Source organism: uncultured Tateyamaria sp. (genome assembly GCF_947503465.1).
In the GTDB taxonomy this organism is placed as follows: domain Bacteria; phylum Pseudomonadota; class Alphaproteobacteria; order Rhodobacterales; family Rhodobacteraceae; genus Tateyamaria.
Genome location: NZ_CANNDN010000003.1, coordinates 276,862 through 299,567 on the forward strand (window position 1 = coordinate 276,862; position 22,706 = coordinate 299,567).

13 protein-coding genes are annotated in these 22,706 nt (G+C 66.2%); 5 read left to right on the plus strand and 8 right to left on the minus strand.

Going from position 1 to position 22,706, the window contains the following annotated elements:
- Nucleotides 1-18: 18 nt before the first annotated feature.
- From Q0844_RS17270 to Q0844_RS17285, 4 genes are all read right to left on the minus strand, one after another.
- Nucleotides 19-720: an SDR family NAD(P)-dependent oxidoreductase gene (locus Q0844_RS17270; RefSeq protein ID WP_299047431.1), complete on the minus strand. Its 702-nt coding sequence runs from the start codon at nucleotides 718-720 to the stop codon at nucleotides 19-21.
- A gap of 258 nt (nucleotides 721-978) precedes the next feature.
- Complete coding sequence (locus Q0844_RS17275) at nucleotides 979-1,899, minus strand: hypothetical protein (protein ID WP_299047434.1); 921 nt, start codon at nucleotides 1,897-1,899, stop codon at nucleotides 979-981.
- Nucleotides 1,900-1,911: 12 nt separating this feature from the next.
- Complete coding sequence (locus Q0844_RS17280; protein WP_299047436.1) at nucleotides 1,912-2,577, minus strand: hypothetical protein; 666 nt, start codon at nucleotides 2,575-2,577, stop codon at nucleotides 1,912-1,914.
- Nucleotides 2,578-2,789: 212 nt separating this feature from the next.
- Nucleotides 2,790-3,365 carry a DUF1285 domain-containing protein gene (locus Q0844_RS17285; RefSeq protein ID WP_299047437.1) on the minus strand — a complete coding sequence of 192 codons (576 nt, stop codon included), beginning with the start codon at nucleotides 3,363-3,365 and terminating at the stop codon, nucleotides 2,790-2,792.
- Between the two features lie 70 nt (nucleotides 3,366-3,435).
- Between Q0844_RS17285 and Q0844_RS17290 the strand changes: the two genes are divergently transcribed.
- Genes Q0844_RS17290 through Q0844_RS17305 form a run of 4 tightly spaced genes read left to right on the plus strand, consistent with a single transcriptional unit; the run spans nucleotide 3,436 to nucleotide 10,122 of the window.
- Nucleotides 3,436-4,443 (plus strand): MoxR family ATPase, encoded by a 1,008-nt coding sequence (locus Q0844_RS17290; protein WP_299047440.1) that lies wholly within the window; start codon nucleotides 3,436-3,438, stop codon nucleotides 4,441-4,443.
- Nucleotides 4,440-5,321, plus strand: a complete 882-nt coding sequence (locus tag Q0844_RS17295; RefSeq protein ID WP_299047443.1) for a DUF58 domain-containing protein — start codon at nucleotides 4,440-4,442, stop codon at nucleotides 5,319-5,321. Before Q0844_RS17290 ends, Q0844_RS17295 begins: the two co-directional genes overlap by 4 nt.
- Complete coding sequence (locus Q0844_RS17300) at nucleotides 5,318-8,083, plus strand: DUF4159 domain-containing protein (RefSeq protein ID WP_299047445.1); 2,766 nt, start codon at nucleotides 5,318-5,320, stop codon at nucleotides 8,081-8,083. The genes Q0844_RS17295 and Q0844_RS17300 overlap by 4 nt, the downstream gene beginning before the upstream one ends.
- Nucleotides 8,080-10,122, plus strand: a complete 2,043-nt coding sequence (locus Q0844_RS17305) for a hypothetical protein (protein WP_299047448.1) — start codon at nucleotides 8,080-8,082, stop codon at nucleotides 10,120-10,122. The genes Q0844_RS17300 and Q0844_RS17305 overlap by 4 nt, the downstream gene beginning before the upstream one ends.
- A gap of 31 nt (nucleotides 10,123-10,153) precedes the next feature.
- Here Q0844_RS17305 and pbpC read toward each other — a convergent pair whose 3' ends face one another.
- Nucleotides 10,154-12,106 carry a penicillin-binding protein 1C gene (gene pbpC / locus Q0844_RS17310; protein ID WP_299047451.1) on the minus strand — a complete coding sequence of 651 codons (1,953 nt, stop codon included), beginning with the start codon at nucleotides 12,104-12,106 and terminating at the stop codon, nucleotides 10,154-10,156.
- Nucleotides 12,103-17,481, minus strand: a complete 5,379-nt coding sequence (locus tag Q0844_RS17315) for an alpha-2-macroglobulin family protein (RefSeq protein ID WP_299047454.1) — start codon at nucleotides 17,479-17,481, stop codon at nucleotides 12,103-12,105. The genes pbpC and Q0844_RS17315 overlap by 4 nt, the downstream gene beginning before the upstream one ends.
- A gap of 146 nt (nucleotides 17,482-17,627) precedes the next feature.
- Between Q0844_RS17315 and Q0844_RS17320 the strand changes: the two genes are divergently transcribed.
- Nucleotides 17,628-19,808, plus strand: a complete 2,181-nt coding sequence (locus Q0844_RS17320; protein WP_299047457.1) for a response regulator — start codon at nucleotides 17,628-17,630, stop codon at nucleotides 19,806-19,808.
- On the opposite strand, the gene yaaA is transcribed toward Q0844_RS17320, so the two are convergent.
- Entirely contained in the window at nucleotides 19,805-20,578 is a 774-nt protein-coding gene (yaaA, locus tag Q0844_RS17325) for a peroxide stress protein YaaA (protein WP_299047460.1), read from the minus strand. The genes Q0844_RS17320 and yaaA overlap by 4 nt on opposite strands.
- Nucleotides 20,579-20,608: 30 nt before the next feature.
- Nucleotides 20,609-22,651, minus strand: a complete 2,043-nt coding sequence (recQ, locus tag Q0844_RS17330; RefSeq protein ID WP_299047463.1) for a DNA helicase RecQ — start codon at nucleotides 22,649-22,651, stop codon at nucleotides 20,609-20,611.
- Nucleotides 22,652-22,706 lie beyond the last annotated feature (55 nt).

Sequence of the window (22,706 nt, forward strand, 5' to 3'; positions counted from 1 at the left end):
CCGCGGGGACCAGCGAATTCAGAACGTTTCGACCCAGGGGCGCAGGCTCAATTCATCCGACCAGGCGGACCGGTGCTGATCGATCAGGTGCATGTAGCTGCCGGCGATGGCGTCGGGGTCCAGCATCTTGTCGGTGCCGTCATCCGTGCGCTCGGCGCGGGCGGTGTTGGAAATGCCTCCGTCGATGTTGATCCAGGCCACGTGAATGCCCTTGGGATGCAATTCGCGGGCCATGGATTGGGCCAGGCCCCGCTGCGCAAATTTGCCCATGGCGAAGGGCGCGGATTGGGCGAACCCCTTGACCCCGGCAGAGGCGCCGGTGAACAGGATCGTGCCGCGTTTGCCGTCCACAAGGTCCTGATCCTGCATCATTTTTGCCGCTGCACGACCCATAAGGAAGGACCCGAAGGCGGTGATCTCGATGGCGCGGCGCACCTCTTCGGGGTCCAGCTCGGCAACGGGCGCGCGCTGGCGGGCGGAGGGGTTGTAGATGGCGACGCTTAACCGAGTGTTAAGACTTTGAAAGAGCGCCTCGACCGCCGTCGGATCGCTGCCATCCAGCGCCACGGTACGGGCACCAGTTTCGGCGGCGAGGTCGGCCAGTTTATCCGTGTTGCGCGCGCCAAGAACAAGGTCGTGGCCGCGGGCGTGCAACTGCCGGGCCAACGAGGCTGACAGACCGCTGCCTGCGCCGATGATGAGTGCGGTGCCCTGGGTCATGATGTGTCCTCCGGTTGGGCGGACGACATGTCCGCCTTGCGCGGGAAGAATGCTACGGAAAACCGTGGTCCACCACCGGACAACCTGCACAGGCGGTGTGCGTCGCGTACACGATACCACGCAAACGATGCCACGCTGCTTCGTTCAGTGCACAGCGACAACGCAGGACATGCAGAACGCGTGACCTGTCCGGGGGCGCGCCGCGCGTCCCCGGACGGGTCGGGTTTGGAACAAGGTGACGTGCCCTTGATCCTGCGCCTATTCGGCGGCCATCTGCCGTGGGGCGGGCGTTTGCGCCAGGTACGTGACCATCGTCTCGGCCAGGGTGCCCTCTGCAAGAGCATCAAAAGCCGAAAACATCGGTCCTGAATTGACCTCAAGATAGCACAGCTCCCCCGTCTCTTTCCGGGTTTTGAGGTCGTATGCGCAAAAATCGAGACCCAGGTCGGCCGCAAGGGTCCGCAATCCGGCCAGCAAATCCGGCGGCAAGATCGCGGTATCCCGCCAGATGGTCTTGCTGTCGCGATCTGCACGGAAGTCCAGGGTCTGTGCATGCGTCTCGAAAACCACCGGTGCATCGCCGATCAGGTAGACCCTGTATTCCGGGTAGATCAGCTTTTCCTGAACGATGGCGGGGCCGGGGGCTGTCCCGGTGGCCCAAACCTCTGCGTCAAGGTCATTCAGCTCTGCCGTGAACGCGCCCCCTGCCGCAGGCTTGCCAATAAGATCGTGGTCCGGCCCCATCATGGCCATGGCGTCCCGGGCATTGGTCAACAGCGTTCTTGGAATCGGCACACCCAAGGTGGCCGCGCGATGAATGGCATAGCCCTTGTGCGCAGCAGCCTGGCTGTGGTTTCGGTTGAACATCCGAACCGAAGAACTGGCATATGCCCAGCTGGCGATGGTCGAAAACCACGCCAACGCCCGGTCGGATCGCGACTGATCCGGTGTGTAGCCGCCGGGGCCAAAGCAATCGTACCGCAAAAAGGCACCGTTTGCGGTGGTCTTTTCACCGGACACGAACAAGTCGCCCGACACCGGGTCCCACGTCACGGCAGGTTCCGTATTCTCGTCAGGAACGATTTCGCAGACCGACAGGTTCTGGCGTTTCGCGGCCGCAAGGATGCATGCCGTATTCGGATCCGAGCGGCCCGTTGCAAGTATCAGATCATAGTGCATGGCCGTCTCCACCTACCGTCCGCCAAAGGGATTGCGGAACCCGAAGTCTTCTCCGAACGGGGCCTTGTCTTCGCCAAACGGAGGTTTCGGATCGTCCACGCGCGGATCGGTTTCACCGAACACCGGCTTTTGTTCTTCGAAGATCAGAGGCGTTTTGCCTTCTTCGAACAGGGCGGCTGTCTTGCCTTCTTCGAAGCGCACGAAGGTCTTGCCCTCTTCGAAACGCAGGGCTGTCTTGCCTTCCTCAAACAGGGCCAGTGTCTTGGCCTCTTCCTGGATCGGAAGTGTCTTGGGGATTGGCCCGCCGGGCACGGGTGTCAGACCGGCAGGGCCGGCCGCGATGTTCGCCTGGCGCGCCGCCATCATCTGGAGCAGTTCGGTCATGGCATTTGTGCGTGCCTCGACGCGCACACCCACAAGTCGATCAACGTCTTCGGTGATGACCATGCTTGCCATGGCGGGCGTAACGACTTGGGCCACGATACCATCGGGTGGATCGCCGATGAATTCGAGGTCGAGAATACCGTCGTCCGAGAGCACTTTCTCAAGCGGGTTCAAGCGCACATTGCCATAGCCGGGCGTCGCAGCGACCCCTTGCACGGTCACGGATACCGAGGGCTTGTCGCCGGGCAAGGCTTGCAAAATGACGGATTGCACTTCGAGAAGTCGAACAGACATAGCTGTCTCCTTTATTTTCATGCTCCAAAAATCGCGGAGCAGTCATGGAAAGTTGTTGGTCAAAAATAGACGTCAGCCCCGAAAAAACGGTGGGGCGTGCACCTTATGGTAGCAGAATGCGGGTCGATTCGCATCGTTGGTGACATCCGGCGGCTCAAAACCGCCTGTTCACCGGGTTGTTTGGGATACGTGGCGCGGGCCGTTCTGAGCGCCTAGGGCAACTCCTCGGATGGGATGATCCCGAAGAACTGTCCTTGCGACCACACGCCGAACCACCCGTCATGGTGCACCCCAAGCTCGACCAGCCGGTAGAAGCTTTTGCGATCTATCAGCGCCTCGAGGTCGGCGCGGATCAGAACGTAGGGCGACGGTTCACCGGTGTCGGGGTCACGGTCAACACGGATGGGGTGATCGGGACCTGCCACCGCGCTGTCCTCCACATGGGTAACGAAGGTCAGCGTTTGGTCCGCACCCTCGCCCGTCGCCTCGAAATCGATCGCGACAAAGGGGGCGTCATCGACCGTGATCCCGACCTTTTCGACCGGGGTGACAAGGAAATACTTGCCCTCTTCGCGCTTGAGGATGGACGAGAACAGCTTGACCAGACCGGGCCGCCCGATGGGCGTGCCCTGGTAGAACCACGTCCCGTCCCGCGCGATCCGCATGTCCAGATCACCGCAAAACGGTGGATTCCAAAGGTGTACCGGCGGCAAACCGCGTGTTTTTGCAGCAGTGATCGACGCCACAAGCCCTTCTGCATCAGGTGTCACGGTTTTTTGTCCGCTCATATCTTTTGCCATTCTCCGTTGAGGCAATAGGTTGGTATCAAGATCATATATCCCGAATGAAAGAGATGTCATGACTGACGCAGAGGACCTTGTTGCCGAAATCGAGACGCTTGGAGCGAAACTGGCAGAGGCGAAGGCCTCGATCACCAGGCGGTTCATCGGGCAGGAACGTGTTGTGGACCTGACCCTGACGGCGCTTTTGTGCGGCGGTCACGGGCTGTTGATCGGGCTGCCCGGGCTGGGCAAGACGCGGCTGGTCGAGACGCTGAGCACCGTGATGGGGCTGGATGGCAGCCGGATTCAGTTCACGCCGGACCTGATGCCCGCCGACATTCTGGGCTCGGAGGTGCTGGACACTGCCGAGGACGGGCACCGCGCGTTCCGCTTTGTGCCCGGGCCGGTGTTTTGCCAGTTGCTGATGGCGGACGAGATCAACCGGGCGTCGCCCCGGACCCAATCGGCGCTGTTGCAGGCGATGCAGGAAAAGACGGTGACCGTGGCGGGGCAGGATCGCCCCCTTGGCGTACCCTTCCATGTGCTTGCGACGCAGAACCCGATTGAACAGGAGGGGACCTATCCGCTGCCCGAGGCGCAGTTGGACCGCTTCCTTGTGCAGATTGACGTGCTGTATCCCGATCGGGCGACCGAGCGGGATATCCTGCTGGCCACCACCGGGACCGAGGATGCGCAATCGACCGCCGTGTTCACCGGCGCGGAATTGCTGGCGGCCCAGACGCTGTTGCGCCGGATGCCGGTGGGCGACAGCGTGGTCGAGATGATCCTGGATCTGGTCCGTGCCTTCCGTCCGGGCGAGGCTGACGCGTCCGCGCAGGTGAAAGAGACCGTCGCCTGGGGTCCCGGCCCGCGTGCGGCGCAGGCGCTGATGCTGGCCGTCCGGGCCCGCGCCCTGTTGCAGGGCCGCCTGGCGCCGTCGGCAGAGGATGTGATCGACATGGCCCGCCCTGTCCTGATCCACCGCATGGCGTTGAACTTTGCCGCCCGTGCCCGTGGCGACAGCCTGTCCGATCTGATCGAAGAAACGGCGGCGGGCCTTGGCCGCAAGGCAGCTGCCGCGTGATCACCCCCCTCGCCCTGCGCGAAAAGGCCGAAACGCAAGCCGCCCGCTTGCCCGCGCTGCTTGCACGCGCGGAGCAGTTGGCGGGGGCCGTGCTGCTGGGTGAACATGGGCGCCGTCGTGCGGGCATGGGAGATGATTTCTGGCAGTACCGCCCCGCACAGATCGGCGACAGCCGCCGCATGATCGACCACCGCCGCAGCGCGATGGGTGACGTGCAGTTCGTGCGCGAGCGCGAATGGCAGATCGCGCAGTCGGTCATGCTGTGGGTCGATCAGGGGGCGGCGATGCGCTTTGCCTCGACCGACGCGTTGCCGACCAAGGCCGAGCGCGCCCGCGTGCTGGGCCTGGCCTGTGCCATCCTGCTGATCCGGGGCGGCGAACGTGTGGGCCTGACCGGTACGCGGCTGCCGCCCCGCCGGGGCAACGCCCAGATCCTGCGACTGGCCGAGATGTTCACCGAGGATGCCGAGGCCGACTATGAGCCGCCCGAACATCGCGCCATGATTCCGCATGCCCGCGCCGTGTTCGTGTCGGATTTCATGGGCAATATCGACGATGTGAAAACCGCGCTGACCAAGGCCGCCGACCGGGGCGTGCGGGGTGTGCTGCTGCATGTGCTGGATCCGGCCGAGGAAGCCTTTCCCTTTCGGGGCCGCACCATCTTTGAAAGCGTGGGCGGTACGTTGGAGCATGAGACCTTGAAAGCCTCGGATCTGAAGGACCGGTATCTGGAACGCCTCGCGGCGCGGAAGGCCGAGTTGCAGCACCTGTGTTCCGTAGCCGGGTGGCAGTACGGGGTGCACCATACGGATACGCCTGCGCAGTCGGGCCTGTTGTGGTTGTGGCGCGCGCTGGATGGCGGGCGGGCGCGCACATGATGGTGATTGGCCCCATCGGCTTTGCCGCGCCGTGGTTGTTGGTCGCGCTGATCGCGCTGCCTGTGCTGTGGCTGATCCTGCGGGCCATACCGCCTGCGCCCATCCGCCAGCGCTTTCCCGGAGTGGCGCTGCTGCTGGGCCTTCAGGACGACGAAAGCGTGTCGGATCGCACGCCTTGGTGGCTGTTGCTGATCCGGATGCTTGCGGTGGCGGCGATGATCATTGGGCTGGCCGGGCCGGTCCTGAACCCGGAAGACGATGGCACTGCGGGCGACGGCCCCCTGCTGATCGCGGTGGACGGCACGTGGGCCGGGGCCGCGCGTTGGGCGCGGCTGACCGAAGCGCTGGATACGGAGTTGCGCCGCGCGGGGGCAGGCGGGCGCGAGGTTGCGCTGCTGGATCTGGCCGACCCTGAACAGCCCGTGTTCCGCGCGGCAAACACAGTGGCGACCACCCTGCCAGGACTTGCGCCATCCCCGTGGCAACCCGCCGAGGCCGACGCCATCGCCGCGATCCTGCCGGAGGGTGGGTTCGAAACGGTGTGGTACAGCGATGCGCTGGACTATTCCGCGCGCGCGGAGCTGCTGAACGTGTTCCAGTCGCGCGGCGCGGTGCGTGTGGTGCAAAGTGCCACGGACATCATCGCGTTGACCCCCGCCGCCTATGTGGATGGCGTGGTTGAAGTGACCGCGGTGCGCGCCGATGGTGGGCCTGAACGGGGCGTCAGCATTCTGGCGCAGGGCCGTGACCCGGCGGGCAATGCCACCATTCTGGCCACTGCCAATGCCGTCTTTGACGCCGGTGCCGTGACGGCCACCACATCCCTGTCCCTTCCGGCGGAATTGCGCGCCCGCGTGACCCGGTTCGAGGTGGCCAATGCCCGCTCTGCCGGGGCGGTCACGCTGGTCGATGACAGTCTGAGGCGGCGCGAGATCGCCATGATTGCGGGCCGCGAAGGGCGCGAAGGGCTGGAGCTGCTATCGCCGCTGCATTACCTTGAGCGTGCGCTTGCCCCGAATGCGGACCTGTTGCGCGGATCACTTGGCGACGTGTTGCCCGCCAACCCGGATGTGATTGTTTTGGCCGATGTCGCCACCCTTGCCGATGGCGAGGCCGAGGCCATTCTGGACTGGGTTGATCAGGGTGGTTTGCTGCTGCGCTTTGCCGGGCCGCGCGTCGCCGCCAGCGATATCAGTCGCGGTGACGAGGACCCGTTGATGCCCGTGCGCCTGCGTGCCGGCGGGCGGTCCGTGGGTGGAGCCATGAGTTGGGGGTCGCCCAAGACGCTGGCCCCGTTCCGCGAAAATTCGCCCTTCTTTGGCCTGTCTGTACCGCAGGACGTCGCGATCACCGCGCAGGTCATGGCGCAGCCGGACCCAACGCTTGCCGAGCGCGTCATTGCAGAACTGAGCGACGGCACGCCGCTTGTCACCCGCAAGCGGACCGGTCAGGGGCAGATCGTGCTGTTCCACGTGACCGCCAATGCCGAATGGTCGTCCCTGCCCCTGTCGGGCCTGTTTGTCGAGATGCTGGAGCGGCTGGCCGTATCGGCCACAGCCGGGTCGCCCGAGGCGGGTGATCTTGAGGGCACGATCTGGACCCCGGAGATTGTCATGGATGGATTTGGAGCCCTGCGCGATGCAGGGGCAATGCCCGGTGTGCCCGGCCCCGCATTGGTAAGCGCGCCCACTGGGCCCGCGTTGCTGCCGGGTGTCTATACGTCCGGGGACCGTGCCCTGGCCCGCAACGTGTTGACCGCCGAGGCGACCCTGGCCCCCGCCACATGGCCTGCGGATGTGCCTGTGACCGGTCTGGTGGCCGCGCCGGAACGCCCGTTGGGCGGGATGCTGTTGGCCGCCGCCATCGGCTTGCTTCTGGCGGATGTTCTGGCATCGCTGGCCTTGTCCGGGCGCCTGACGGGCCGCGTGCGTGCCACTGCGTCGGCCCTTGTTGCCGCCACGCTGCTGTTTGGTGTGACAGCACCGGGGGCACAGGCGCAGGAGGATCCCGCGGACGAGATTGCCGCTGCCGCCGAGGTTGTGCTGGCCCACGTCATCACGGGCAACCCGGAGGTGGACGAGATTGCCGAAGCGGGTTTGCGCGGCCTGTCCGACACGCTGTTTTTCCGCACTTCGGTCGAACCTGCCGCCCCCTTTGCCGTTGATCTTGAGATGGATGAGCTGGCGTTCTTTCCCATTCTCTACTGGCCCGTCACCCCGGATCAGCCGCGCCCCAGCCAAGAGGCCTATGCCAAGCTGAATGATTACCTGCGTTCGGGCGGGTTGATCCTGTTTGATACGCGCGATGGCGACATTGCGGGCTTTGGCGGATCGACACCCAATGGCCGCAAGTTGCAGGATCTGGCGGCCCCGCTGGACATTCCGGCGTTGGAACCTGTGCCGCGTGATCACGTGCTGACCCGCACCTTTTACCTGTTGCAGGACTTTCCCGGCCGTCACCTGAATGGCGAGGTTTGGGTCGAAGCCGCCCCTCCGGGGGCCGAGCAGGTCGAGGGGATGCCGTTTCGCAATCTCAATGACGGGGTGACGCCCGTGGTGATCGGCGGCAATGACTGGGCGGCCGCCTGGGCGGTGACCCCAACCGGTCAGGCGCTGTTGCCCATCGGTCGCGGATTTGGCGGGGAACGGCAACGCGAGCTGGCCTACCGCTTTGGCGTGAACCTTGTGATGCATGTGCTGACCGGAAACTACAAAAGCGACCAGGTCCATGTGCCTGCCCTGCTGGATCGGTTGGGCCAATGACCGGGACCGTTCTGTTTGATCCGCTTCTTCCGTGGCCCGTGCTGGCGATTGTTGCCGCTTTGGCGGTGGCCGGCGTTGTTTTGGCCCTGATCCGGGGCCTGAACGGCTGGGCCCTGCGGGGCATGGCCGCGTTGGTGGTGCTGGCCGCCCTTGCCGGTCCGTCCCTGCAACAGGAAGACCGTGCGCCCCTGTCCGACATCGTGATCCTGGCCGAGGATGAAAGCGCGAGCCAGCGCCTGCGGGACCGCCCGGACCAGACGGCCTCTGCCGCCGATGCGATCGAAGCGGCCCTGTCGGCGCGCGAGGACACCGAGGTGCGCCGCATCACCGTGCCGGATGGCGAAGAGGATGCAGGCACGCGCCTGATGTCCGCGCTGTCCGATGCGCTGGCCGAAGAACCGCGCGCCCGGGTTGCGGGTCTGATCGCGCTGAGTGACGGGCAGGTGCATGACGCCGACCTGCCGCTGGACCTGCCTGCGCCGCTGCACCTGCTGCTGACGGGCCGCGAGACCGATTGGGACCGCCGCCTGCTGGTCAAGAATGCCCCCGCCTTTGCCATCATCGGCGAGCCGGTGACCCTGACCCTGCGCATCGAAGACATGGGCGCTGTCCCCGCGGGGGCAGACGTGGCCCCGCTGGACATTTCTGTTGATGGCGCGCCGCCGCAGCGGTTCAACGTGCGGGTGGGCGAGGATATCGAACTGCCCATCAGCCTGCCACATGGCGGGCGCAACGTGATCCAGTTCACCGTGCCCGAGGCCGACGGCGAATTGACCGACCGCAACAACACCGCGCTGATCCAGATGAACGGCGTGCGTGACCGGTTGCGCGTCCTGCTGGTGTCGGGTGAGCCTCATGCAGGCGGGCGCACGTGGCGCAACCTGCTGAAATCCGACAGTTCCGTAGATCTGGTCCACTTCACCATCCTGCGCCCGCCCGAAAAGCAGGACGGCGTGCCGGTGGGCGAGCTGTCCCTGATCGCCTTCCCCACCCGCGAGCTGTTTCTGGAGAAGATCGACGATTTCGACCTGATCATCTTTGATCGGTACAAGCGGCGCGGCATCCTGCCCGCTCTGTATCTCGACAATGTCGCCCGTTACATCCGGGATGGCGGGGCCGTTCTGGTCGCCGCCGGTCCGGACTTTGCCAGCGCCGACAGCCTGTATCGCTCGCCCCTTGGGTCGGTGATCCCGGCGCAACCGTCGGCGCGGGTGCTTGAGGAAAGTTATCGCCCGACCGTGTCCGAACTGGGTGAAAAGCACCCGGTCACCACTGGCCTGCCCGAGGCCGGGGATTGGGGTCGCTGGTTGCGCCAGATCGACGTCGAGGCGCAATCCGGCAGTGTTGTCATGGAAGGCGTCGATGGCCGCCCCCTGCTGATCCTCGACCGGGTGGACGAGGGCCGTGTGGCGCTGCTTGCCTCGGACCATGCGTGGCTGTGGAACCGCGGATACGAAGGCGGCGGGCCGCAGCTGGAGTTGCTGCGCCGTCTGGCCCACTGGATGATGAAGGAACCTGAACTGGAGGAAGAGGCGCTGACCGCGACAGCCACAGGCCAGTCAATGCGGATCGAGCGCCGGAGCCTGTCGGACACCGTCCCGCCGGTGACCATAACGGACCCCTTGGGCAACGTGGTCACGCTGGAGATGACCGAGGCCGGACCGGGCCGGTTCACGACCCCCTTTGAGGGGCCGGAAATTGGTTTGTATCGACTGGAAAACGGCGAAGCGAAGACCGTGATCGGCCTTGGCCCCGCCGCGCCGAAAGAATTCGAAGAGACAATCGCGACCGGTGCATTGCTGGCCGCCCGGGTCGAAGGCACGCGCGGGGGCGTTCTGCGCCTGGAAGAGGGCACGCCGCGCATTCGGACCGTGCGCGAGGGGCGGCCTGCGGCCGGGCGCGGCTGGATCGGGATCACGCCGCGCGGCGCTTACGAGACGCAGGACGTGCGCCAGATGGGCCTGTTGCCGCCCTGGCTTGTGCTGCTGCTTGCCTCGGGCTTTATCGTTGCGGCCTGGCTGCGCGAAGGACGACGTTGAGCCACGCCGATACGTGAGAAGCTGGCTCTGCTCAGGGCCGGACCTCGACCGCTGACCGGTTGGCCCGCCCGGCGGCGTCAATCACGGCGATGTCCGAAAATCCAAGGTCCAGTTGCCCGATATCGATCTGCCGATCCCGGACCTGCGCCGCAACGACCTGTCCGTTGACCAGCACCGTCAGCGGCAACACGCCACCGGCCACCTTGACCACGGCATCCGCCTGCCCCAACCGTGCGCCGTCGGGCGGGAACACCAGCGCCGGGCCTGTGCCCGCGCCATGCGCCGGGCCGAACCGTTGCAAGTTGGGCGGCAGGTCCGCCGTCGCCAACCGCAGGGTGTCTGGCGGGGGCGGAGGGGCCGGGGCCAGCTGCGGTTTGAGCCGCCCGAATGCCTCGAACAGGAGTGGCGCGGCATGGGCACCGCCAAAGGCGCCCGGCACCGGCGTGCCATCGGGCCGCCCCATCCAGACGCCAATGACGTGCTGGCCGTCATAGCCGATCGCCCACGCATCCCGATGCCCATAGGACGTGCCCGTCTTGTACGCCAGCCCCGCAGGCGCACCGGGCGGCGGCGCAATGCCCCGCAGGATGTCCCCCACCTGCCATGCCGCACGGGGCGCGATCAGCGTCCTGTCCGAGGCCGCGAGGTGGCCGTAGACCGTGACCAGATCCTGAAGGCTCAGGCCCACACCGCCCAGCGCCACCGCCAGCCCGGCCTGTCCGCCGGGCAGTTTCGGTTCTGCGCCCAGCGCCCGCAGCGCGGCCATCACCCGTTCGGGTCCCAGCGCATCGGTCAATGCGACGGGCGGAATGTTGAGGGATTGTGTCAGCGCCTGCCGCGCCGTGACATCGCCCCGAAACACGCCGTCAAAGTTTTGCGGCGCATAGCTGCCGAACCGCGTGGGCCGGTCCGCAAAGACCGTTTCGGGATGCGCCAGCCCCCGGTCGAATGCCAGCGCGTAGATCAGGGGTTTGAGGGTGGAACCGGGGCTGCGCTTGGCCCGCGTCATGTCGACAAAGCCCGGTGCACCCCCCGCATCGGAATAGTCGGGGCTGCCGATGCGCGCCAACACCTCGCCGCTTTGGTGGTCCAGGACCATCAGCGCCAGCGATGTGCCCCGTGCCTGCCCGGACGCGTGAATGCGGGCCAGCCTTTCAAGGTCCCGTTGCAGCGGCAGGGACAGCGTGGTGTCAAAGCGCTGTGTCTGGCTGTCGGCTGCCCGCAGGGCGTCTGCCTGGTGTGGTGCGTGCAGCGGCAGGGCCCGGGCCGTGCGTGGCACCGGTGCCTGCGTCGGGTCGGCCCCGATACGGGCAAGCACCCGGTTCCGCGCCATCTGTGCCGCCTGCGGATACCGGTCGGGCCGCCGCGCCTCGGGCGCTTGCGGCAGGGCCACCAGCAGCGCCGCTTCGGCCTCGGTCAGCCTGTGGGGTTCCTTGCCGAACCATGTGAACGTCGCGCTGCGCACCCCTTCGATCCGCCCGCCATAGGGCGCGTGCTGAAGGTAGAGATGCAGGATATCATCCTTGCTGAACCGCCGTTCCAGCGCCCAGGCCACCCGCATCTGTCGCAGCTTTCCCCGGGCGGACCCGGTTCCCGAATTCTCGAGCAGGCGTGCCACCTGCATCGTGAGCGTGGACCCGCCCGACACCACCCGCCCGGACCACAGCGCCTGCCCCACGGCCCGCAACATCGCGCGGGTGTCCACGCCGTTGTGGCGGCGGAACCGCTTGTCCTCGTAGGCGATCAGCATGTCTGTCAGCCGTGGGTCCACGCCGCCACGCGGCACGGCCAGCCTGATCCGTCCCTCCTCGACCGCGAAGGCCCGCATGAGCCGACCGGTGCGGTCCACCATTTCGACCGACGTGTCGGTCAGGGTGGCAGGCAGGACCGTGCGGGCCACCCAGGCGTCCCAGGTGTCAAGCAGGCCGGCCGTGGCCAGCATCACAGCCGCAACGGCAACCAGGGGCCGGTGCGGTCGTTTCATTCGGTCACCACGACGCGGCCCGTGTCGGTCACGGCCCGGTATTCGGCGCGGTACATGTCTTCGACCAGTGCCGCGGGGTGGTGGAAGTCACCCGGGCTGACAGCGCGCGCGACATAGGCCAGCCGGAAGGGATCGGCGCTGCGGTGGTTCACTGCGGCCAGGAACCGGTCCGAACGGAACTCGGCATGTTCGGTATCCGCGGTTTGCAGCCAGTCCAACCCCGCCACGTCGCCCGAACGGATGAGGTTGGGATTGTCGATCTCGATCCCGGCGGGCAGCGGGTCATCGACCATCAGCCGCGCGCCCACCTCTTCGAAAGGCGTCACGGTCAGTACGATCACGCGCCGTTCCCCGACCGCCCATGGGCCGGTTGCGGGTGCTCCGTCCATGTCAAAGGCGGCGCGGCTGATGGCATAGCCGTACCCGCCCGCCGCTGGTGCCACCGTGGGCACGCCGTAGGTGGTCAGCGTCACGTCCTGCGCCTGCCCCGACACGTTGCGGATGGTCGCCGGCGCGTCCCCGGCCACGCGGCTTTGCACCACGGGGCCCGACACGGGCGCGTCGTTCACCGAGACGACCGGCGCGGCTGTGCCCGTGCGCAGCGCCTGTGCCGCCATCAGCACCTGTGCCGCCTCCTGTGTGGAATAGGGGCTGCCCGTGGCGATCACACCGGCCAGTTGCGACTGGTCGACACGCGTGCTGCCCGCCTCTGCCGCAAGGTGCAGAAGGCCCGCCGCGTCCCGGCGCGCCGTGCCGTAATCCGACCGCCAGCCCGCCGTGGAGGTGCCTCGCAGCGCCAGGTCCTGCGCCAGACCAAAGAGCCTGTCGGCCCGCGTCTGTTCGCCGTAACTGGCCAGCGCCGCACCCAGTTGCGCGCGCGCCAGTGGCGTGCTGAACGCTTCGGCCTTGGTGTCGGCATAGTAGCGCAGATCCCCGATCGAGGCCGACCCCGACCGGGCCAGCACCATGAGGGCATAGGCGACATCCTCGCCGCCGCGATCGAAATCCGGGGCGTAGTTGATCCGGTTGCGCAGGTTGTCCAGCGCCAGCCGCAATGCCCGGTCCGGCACCGCGTGGCCCTGATCCTGCGCACGGCTGAGGAAGTCGGTGACGTAGGCGTCCAGCCAGAAATCCCCGGACTGTGCCCGCCAGAGGCCAAAGGCCCCGTTGCTGGCCTGACGCGTCAGCACGCGCCGGATGGCCGTGGCGATCCGGTCGTTGACGTCCGACAGCCCCGCCGCCTGCGCCGTCTGCGGGACATAGAGCAAGGGCAACGCCGCCGAGGTCACCTGTTCGGTGCAGCCATAGGGATAGCGGTCAAGCTGCTGCAGAAGCCCCGGCATGTCGAACCGCGCAAGTGGTCCGGCCGCCAGGGTCGCCCGCGCCGATCCGGGGCGCAGGTTGGCCAGGACATTGTCGTCAAAGGTCAGCGCCTCACCTGCCGCCAGCGTCAGGCGGCGGGTCGTGGCGACCGTTGGGTCGTTGGACCGGACGCCGAGGGACAGCGATTTGCGCAGGACCGTTCCATCGGGGGTTGTCAGGGCGATGTCGATGCCGTGATCACCGACCACATCCGCCGACAGCGGCAGGGACAGCCGCACCGTGCCCTGCTCGGACAGGTCGATGCCGTCGGGGCCGGTCCCGACCGTCACGCCATTTGCCGTCACTTGTAGCGGCATCGCACCTGCCGCCCCGGCCGCATGCACGAATTCCAGCTGCAGGCGACTTTGATCACCGGGGGCAAGGAAGCGCGGCAGGGCGGCAGAGATCACCACCGGATCGCGGGCGATCACATCCTGCACGGCCTGACCGACGCCTGTGTCCGACCACGCCACGGCCATCAGGCGGATGGTGCCGTTGAAGTTCGGGCGCGGCACCGTCACGCGGGCCACCCCATCTGTCCCCACGGGGACAGGACCGGAGAAGGCGGCCATCACCGCCTCGGTCGGAGGTGGGCCTTGTCGGGTCATCGCGTTGCCTGCATCGCCGCCCGACCGCACCGTGCCCAGCGCGCCGCTGCGCCCGTCGATCAGCCGTCCGTAGACATCGCGCAGGTCAACGCCCAGACGGCGTTGCCCGAAATAGTGCCCTTGGGGGTCCGGCGCGTCGAATCCGGTGAGGTTGAGGATACCCACATCCACCGCCGCCAGCGTCACGTGGCCCGCCGCACCGTTCAGGCCATCCACCCGCACCGCGACCTCTGTCGTGCCGGGTTGGCCATCCACCGCGGCCGGGGCGTCGATGGAGACGGAAAGCGCCTTGGCACCCGGATCAATGGCGGCGTGGGCCAGCCCCAGCACACGGGCCGGACCCGGATCCGTCGCGTCAGCGCTGCGCAGGACCGACGCAGTGACATAGGCCCCGGTGCCCCAATCCTCGGTCACCTCAAGCGGGATCACGGTTTCGCCCGCCTGCACCGGGATGGCCTGGCGCGCGATGACCGACCCGGACAGGACTGACACCAGTGCCACGCCGTCATGCGGCGGCACGATGCGCAGCTGTGCGACGTCGCCCACGGCATAGCGGTCCGCATCCAGGGACAGCGTCAGACGGTCCGGTGTGGCGCTGCTGTCAGCCCCGCCATACCAGCCCGACGCGAAGGATACGGAACTGGCGGCATAGGCCCCGGCGGCACTTTCGACCACCAGTTCGTATTCCCCCCATTCGGTCGGAGCGCTGAGCGTCAGGGGCTCCGTCCCCAGCGTGGCGGTACCCTGCTGCGTCCGGGCGCGTCGCGTGATCGGTTCCCAGTTCCAGCTGCCAAAAAGCTGGTACCACTGATATCGTGTTTCGATCCGGTTGACCGTCCAGGTGACAGGCAGGTCCGGCGCCGTGCCCAGGCCGATCACCTCGAACGTGGCGGTCCCGCCTTCCGGCAGGACATCGTCAAAGCCGGGCTTGATCCCGATCATCGGTCCGTTCCGCGCAATGGTTTGCGTGACCTGCCGTTCCACCGGGCGGCCGCCACTGTCGGACACCCGCACGGTTGCCACTGCTTCCAGCAACAGGTCGGTTGCCGCGACCTCGGGCCACGGCAGGGACAACCGGACCTGACCATTTGCGTCCGTGCGCCCGCCCTGCACATAGCGGCGTTGCGGTGCGAAGGCCGCGTCATGGCGACCAAAGCTGTAACCCGGGAATGCCTGCATCCCGCTGCGCCGTTGCACCTGAATGTCGCCTTCGACCGACAGGTCAGCCCCCGGTGCGCCAAAGAGGTATTGCGCGTCCACGCCGATCTGCGCTGCGCTGCGCAAATCGAAGATGTCAGTCTCCGGCGTCAGTGTCACATCGATCCGGTCGGGGATGAAATCCTCGACCAGCACGGTCCGGGTTCCGAGGGCCGGCGCGTTGACATCGCCCATCACCGCGATCCGCCATGTCCCGCGCGGCACCGTCGGTGACAGCGGCAGCGCCACGACATGGCCGCCTGCCTGACCCGTCGTGCTGATCGTGCGGCTGTATTCCACCCCGTCGGGGCGGCTGAGGATCACGGTGAGCGGCAGGCCGGTGACCGCCTGCGCCTGGTCGTCGCGCGCAAGGGCCGTCAGGTGGATCGTGCTGCCCGGGCGGTAGGCCCCCCGATCCGTTGTCAGGAACAGGTCGATCGGCGGGGCGGGTGGCCTTCCTTCGACGCCACGGTCGGACAGGTCAAAGGCCGCGTCGGTCAGGGGCAGGAACACGAAGTCATCACCCGTTTCCACCTGCACCATCGCGGGCTGCGCGGCACCACGCCCGCGGGTCAGCCCCGCGTCGAATTGCACAAACCCCTCCGCATCCGTCGTGGCCGTGCCCAGCACGGCGTTGGCTTGCGAAATCAGGCGCACCTCGGCCCCGGCCACGGCCCCCGCATCGCTGAGCGCGCGCACGGACGCCGTCAGCCCGTCATTGCCCTGCCATGTCGACACCCCCAGATCCGACAGCACGAACCATTGCGTTGCCGCGGCCACGTCCGACGGGTCGCGCCCCGCCTCGCGCGCCGACAGCACGTAGACACCGGGCGGTTGTCCATCCAGCGCTGTGTCCAGCGGCAGCAGGGTCCGCATGTCGCTGTTCAGCGCGTTCTGCACCGTGCCCGTGCCGCGCCAGATCTCCTCTGCGATGTCGGAGGTGAATTCCTGCACCTGCCATTGCGACAGCGGGCGGCCAAAGAAGTCGCGCCGCAGCGAGGCCACGAGGTTGCGGTCGCTGACCCGTGCGAGGGTCAGGTCCACCTCGGACACGTTGACCGTTTCGACCGGAATGCTGGGGCCTGTGCCCCGCGCCAGCACGTAGCCGCGCCCGGGAAAGCGCACCACCGGCGCGCGGTCGCGGACATAGAGGGCAAGGGTGACATCCCGGGCCAGCACCTCGCCACTGTCCGCGGGCAGGCCGGACCGAAAGGTCATGCTGTAGCGTGTCCCGTGGCTGACCCCGTCAATGCACAGGTCGCGCCCATCGGCGGCCACCACCAGGCCTGGCGTGGCCATGCGCACGAAGGGGTCGAAATCGGTGCCCTGCGCCAGCGGTTCCGAGAAGGTGGCGCAGATGCGCGGCGCGGCGCTGTTGTTGTCGACCTGGGTGTCGACAATCCGAAACCCGTATTTGCCAATGGCATCGTCCAGCGCCGCCGCGATATCGTCGCGCGGTTGCAGGTCTTGGGCCAGGCGCAGCACCCCGATCATGTCCCGGCCACGCCCGTTCGCCTCAAGCGCGTCGGCCAGGGTCTGAAGCGCGCTGACCTGCCCGCCCACTGCGGTTGCACGCACGTAGCCGTTCAGTGCCGCCGAAACAGCGGACTGGCGCGCACGGCGACGTTCGGATGACGACACGTCATCCGTCTGGCGCAGCGCGATATAGGCATAGCGCGTCCACAGGTCGGGCGCGTCCGTGAGAGCAACGGCGCTGCCGGTCCAGCGCAGCGCCGCGGCCCGGTCTCCGCGTTGCCATGCCGCCCGCGCGGCCGCCAGCAGATCATCGACGCTGTCCCCGGAAAGCGCAAAGCGCAGACCGGTGTCGACGGCCAGTGTCCGTGCCGCGTCACTGTCGGCCTGCGGCAGGTCCAGCGCAGCAGCGCGCCGGGCCGCGTCCGATCTCAGCGCTGCGGGCACGGGGATGCGCGTGGCGGACCGCGCGCCCGCATAGGGTTGCCGGTCCGTGATCTCGGATTTCGGGAAACAGGCGTTTGACCGGTCATTGAAGGTGAACGCGACGCAGGCGCTGTCGGCGCTGCATGCGCGCACGCACGCCTCGAACGTGGTGGCGAACAGGGCGGTCCGGTCCGCGCCGATAAAGTCCATGTCCCGGGTCACGACATAGCGGTGATCCGGCATTACATCCTGGCCCCACACCGTGGTGCCCCAGAGAAACATACAGACGGCGATCATGAACGGGCGCATTGCGCACCTCCTGCAAATGGACTGGCACCTTTATACGCAGCCTGCCACGCACGCAGCGGCCCACGCAACGGTTTCGCCCCGCGGTTAAGCGGTTCTTCACCATAGCCGTGGAATACCAACGACCGTGTATGCGGCGGAGGGCAAGCATGAGCCTTGCAAACAAACTGGCAGAAGAGCGGCGCGGCCGCCTTGCAGCAGAGCGTTTGCTGGAGTTGAAAGAGGCCGAACTGTCGGCCGCCAACCGCAAGCTGGGCAAACATGCGGCCGCCCTGCAGGGCGAGATTGTCGAAACGCGGGCCGAAGTCGCCACCGTCAAGACCGAGAACGCGCGCGTCAAAAGCGAACTGGGCCAGGCCAACCAGAAGGTTCAGATCGCCGAGCGCCGTTTGTGGCATTCGGTGCAGACGATCACGGATGGCTTTGCCTTCTTCAATTCGGACAACCAGATGATCGCCGCCAACGAAAGTTATCTGGCGATCTTTGACGGTATCGACGTGATCCGGCCCGGCGCGAACTATGTCACCATCCTGCAAGTCATGACCGATGAAGGGATCGTGAACACCGAAGGGATGGAGGCGCAAAGCTGGCGTCAGATGATGCTGGACCGCTGGATGCAACCGCAGCCCGACCCGGTCACCATCCGTCTGTGGAACGACCAGTACGTCAAGCTGGTGGATCGGCGCGGCCAGGGCGGTGACATCGTTTCACTGGGCCTGAACATCACCGAATCCGTGCGCTATCAGGAACAGCTCAAGGCCGCCCGGGCCGAGGCCGAGGCCGCCAGTCGCGCCAAATCCGCGTTCCTTGCCAACATGAGCCACGAAATTCGCACCCCCATGAACGGGGTCGTCGGTATGGCCGAACTGCTGGGCGACACGGGGCTGAGCGAGGAACAACAGCTCTATGTCGATACGATCAAGAATTCGGGCGAGGCGTTGCTGGTCATCATCAACGACGTTCTCGACTATTCAAAGATCGAGGCGAAGAAGCTGCAACTGCACCTCGAGCCCTTTGACCTTGAGCGCAGCATCCACGAAATCATCATGCTTTTGCAGCCATCGGCCCGCGACAAGGGGCTGACGCTGCTGCTGGATTACGACCTGTTCCTGCCCACCATGTATGTGGGCGATCCGGGGCGCATCCGGCAGGTGCTGACCAACCTGATGGGCAATGCGGTCAAGTTCACCAGCGAGGGGCACGTTCTGGTGCGCGTCACAGGGGTGCCCGACCTGGACGCAGGCCATGCCGATGTCACCATCGTGATCGAGGACACCGGCATCGGCATTCCCGATGACAAGATCGACCACATCTTTGGTGAATTCAATCAGGTCGAAAACGAACGCAACCGGCAATTTGACGGCACCGGCCTGGGCCTTGCCATCTCGCAGCGCCTTGTCACACTGATGGAGGGAGAGGTCTGGGTCAGCAGCGAAGAGGGGGTCGGGTCGGTCTTTGGTTTCCGCATTCCGCTGAAGATGAGCGAGGCGAAGCTGCCCGAACACCCGCCGGTGCCCGAAGGATTGCGGCGCGTGATGGTTGTCGACGATATCGAGGCCAACCGCATGATCCTGCAACGGCAGCTGGAACTGCTGGGCCTGGGCGTCGTGTGCTGTGCGTCGGGCAAGGAGGCGCTGCGCAAGCTGGACAATATCGACCTGATCCTGACCGACCACAACATGCCGGACATGGACGGGTTGGAACTGGCCGAAGCGGTGCGCGCAGCCGATGTGCAGACGCCCATTCTGCTGCTCAGTTCCAACCCCAGTTTCGCGACCAATGATCCGGGCGCGCGGCACTTGCACGCCATCATGCAGAAACCGGTGCCCCGGTCCGACCTGTTTGCGCGCCTCGAAAGCGTGGGTCCGGTCATCGGGCCAAACGGCGCGGCCCCCGTCCCGGCCAAGTCGCGACGCATGATTGTGCTGGCCGCCGAAGACAACAAGACCAATCAGCTGGTGTTCGGCAAGATGGTCAAGGACGCTGACATCGACCTGCATTTCGCCAACAACGGGATCGAGGCCGTCGAGATGTTTGAAGCGCTGTCGCCGGACCTGATCTTTATGGACATTTCCATGCCCAAGATGGACGGCAAGGAAGCGACGGAGAAAATCCGCGCGCTGGAACGGGGCACGGGCGGGCACGTGCCGATTGTGGCGTTGACCGCGCACGCGATGGATGGTGACGACAAGGGTATTCTGGACTCCGGTCTGGATCATTACCTGACCAAACCGCTGCGCAAGCCCGAAATCCACGGCATGTTGCGCGACACATGTCCCGACGGGGTGATACCCCCCTTTGACGACAGGTCCGAGGAAGGGGCCGCCTAGGCCGCCGGATAGGGCCGCACGAATACCGGTTTTGCATCGGTCGACAGCTCGGGCCGATACACATACCCATCCGCATCAAAGGCGCACACCCCGTCAAGGTTCGTCACCCGGTTCTGGATGATATGGCGTGCCATGGCCCCGCGCGCCCGCTTGGCAAAGAAGCTGACGATCTTGGGGCCCTGTCCCTTGTCTTCCATGAAGGCGGGGGTGATCAGATGCAGCTTCAGTGCCTTTTCCGGCACCGCGCCAAAATACTCCTGGCTGGCGCAGTTCACCAGCATGTCACTGCCGGTCTTCTGGCCCTGCGCGTTCAGCGCCTTGGCCAGATCGGTGCGCCAATAGTCATAAAGCGACGTGCCGCGCCGCGTTTTCAGGCGGCTGCCCATTTCCAGCCGGTAGGGCTGGATCGCGTCAAGCGGGCGCAGCAAACCGTAGAGTCCCGACAGGATGCGCAGGTGATCCTGGGCATAGGCGGTGTCGTGGTCGGACAGCGTTTCGGCATTCAGACCCTGATAGGTGTCACCGGCAAAGGCCAGCATGGCAGGGCGGGTGACATCCTCTGCCGGGGTGTCCTCGAACGCCTGGAACCGGTCCCGGTTCAGGCGGGCCAGGTCATCGCTGAGGTCCATCAATGATTTGAGTTTGCCCAGCGTCAGGTTCCGCGCCGTCCTGGCCAGACGCACCGCGTCGTCCTGCATGGCGGGCGCCGTCATCTGCACGTCCCGTTCCGCCCAGTCCAGCCGCTTGGCCGGGGAAATCACCACCAACATCTGCCTACCCCCATGCGTGTTTCGGCTTATCTAGGATGCGGCCCGCAGCACGTCCAGAAAGGCGGGCCCAAATCGTTCCGCCTTGCGGTCACCCAGCAGCCGTTCGAGCCCCGCGTCGTCATCCGGCCGCAGCTGCGCGACCTTTGCCAGTTGCGAGGCCGAACAGCTGAGCGGTTTGTCGGTGCCATCGCTGCCGCGCGCCAGCTCTGCCTGCACGGCGAGCAGTTGGTCATAGATCGTGCCCGCACTGTGCCCCGCCAGCTTTCGGCGCGATGGGTGCACCGCCTCTGCCGCGCCGTTGATGACCTCAAGGAACGCGCGGCCGAACTTTTCGAGCTTCTTGGCCCCCACCCCGCTGACCTGCGCCATCTGATCGAGGTTGGCAGGTCTTCGTTCCGCCATTTCGATCAGTGTACGGTCGGGAAAGATGACATAGGCGGGCACCTTGGCCGCTTCGGCCAGGGCGCGACGCTTGGCCTTGAGGGCGGACAGCAGCGGCGCGTCTTCCTCGGACACCATGGACTTGACCGCCGGACGACGGGCCGCGGCCGCCTTGATCGTGTCGCGGCGCAGGGTGATGCGCGCCTCGTCCCGCAGGATCGGCAGCGCCGCATCGGTCATCCGCAGCGCGCCGTAGCGGTCGGGATCAGGCCGCACCAGATCGTGGCCCATCATCTGACGAAACACCGCCTGCCATTGCGGTTTGGTGTATTCCTTGCCCACACCATAGGTGGGCAGGTTGTCGTGCCCGCGCTGCCGGATCTTGTCCGTTTCGACGCCAAGCAGGATGTCGATCAGGTGCCCTGCCCCGAACCATTCATCGGTCCGCAGCATGGCCGACAGCGCCTTGCGCACCGCCGTGGTGCCGTCAAACACCTCTGCCGGTTGATCGCACAGATCGCACTTGCCGCAGGTCACATCCGTTTCGCCGAAATAGCCCAGCAACGTCTTGCGCCGACACTCCAGCGCCTCTGCCAGACCCAGCAAGGCGTTCAGCCGCGCGTGATCGGCCATACGCCGTTCGGGCGGTGCAAGCCCTTCGTCAATCTGGGTCCGTCGCAGCTTGATATCATCAGGCCCAAACAGCGTGAGTGTTTCCGCAGGCGCGCCGTCACGGCCCGCACGCCCGATCTCCTGATAATACGCCTCGATCGACTTGGGCAGGTCGGCATGGGCCACCCAGCGGATGTCGGGCTTGTCCACACCCATGCCAAAGGCGACCGTCGCGGCCACGATCAGCCCGTCTTCCTGTTGAAAGCGGCGCTCGGCGATGCGGCGGTCCTCTGCCTCCATCCCGCCGTGATAATGGATCGCTGTGTGCCCCGCCTCGCGCAGCGCCTGGGCCAGCGTTTCCGTCTTGGCGCGCGTCCCGCAATAGACGATGCCCGACTGCCCCTTGCGCGCGGCGGCAAAGTTCAGGATCTGCGCGCGCGGCCCGTTCTTGGCGGCAAAGGCCAGGTGGATGTTGGGCCGGTCAAAGCCGCGCAGGAAGGTGCGCGGCTGCACGCCATCGAACAGCTTTTCGATGATCTCGACCTGCGTTTCGGCATCCGCAGTGGCCGTGAACGCGGCCAGCGGCACGTCCAGCGCGCGCCGCAACTCGCCGATGCGCAGGTAATCGGGACGGAAATCATGACCCCACTGGCTGACGCAATGCGCCTCGTCCACCGCGATCAGGCTGACCCCGATCCGCCGTAACATGCCAATGGACGACCCCGCCGCCAGCCGTTCCGGCGCGATATAGAGCAGTTTCAGTTCGCGCCGCTCCAGCGCCTCCCACACGGCATCGGTTTCCTCGGGCGTGTTTCCGGAGGTCAGCGCGCCGGCCTGCACGCCTGCTTCTTGCAGGGCGCGAACCTGATCGCGCATCAGGGCAATCAGGGGCGAGATAACCACCGTGACCCCGTCGCGCATCAGCGCAGGTAATTGGAAACACAAGGATTTGCCGCCGCCCGTGGGCATGATGGCCAGCGCGTTGTCACCCGCGCTGACGGCCTCGACAATCTCTTCCTGCCCCGGGCGGAAGCCGTCAAAGCCGAATACAGTGCTCAACAGCGTGGCAGCGCCGTCCATATCCCAAAACCCTGTCAAATTTTATGTAGTCTGCTCGTTGGATACAGACTCACAT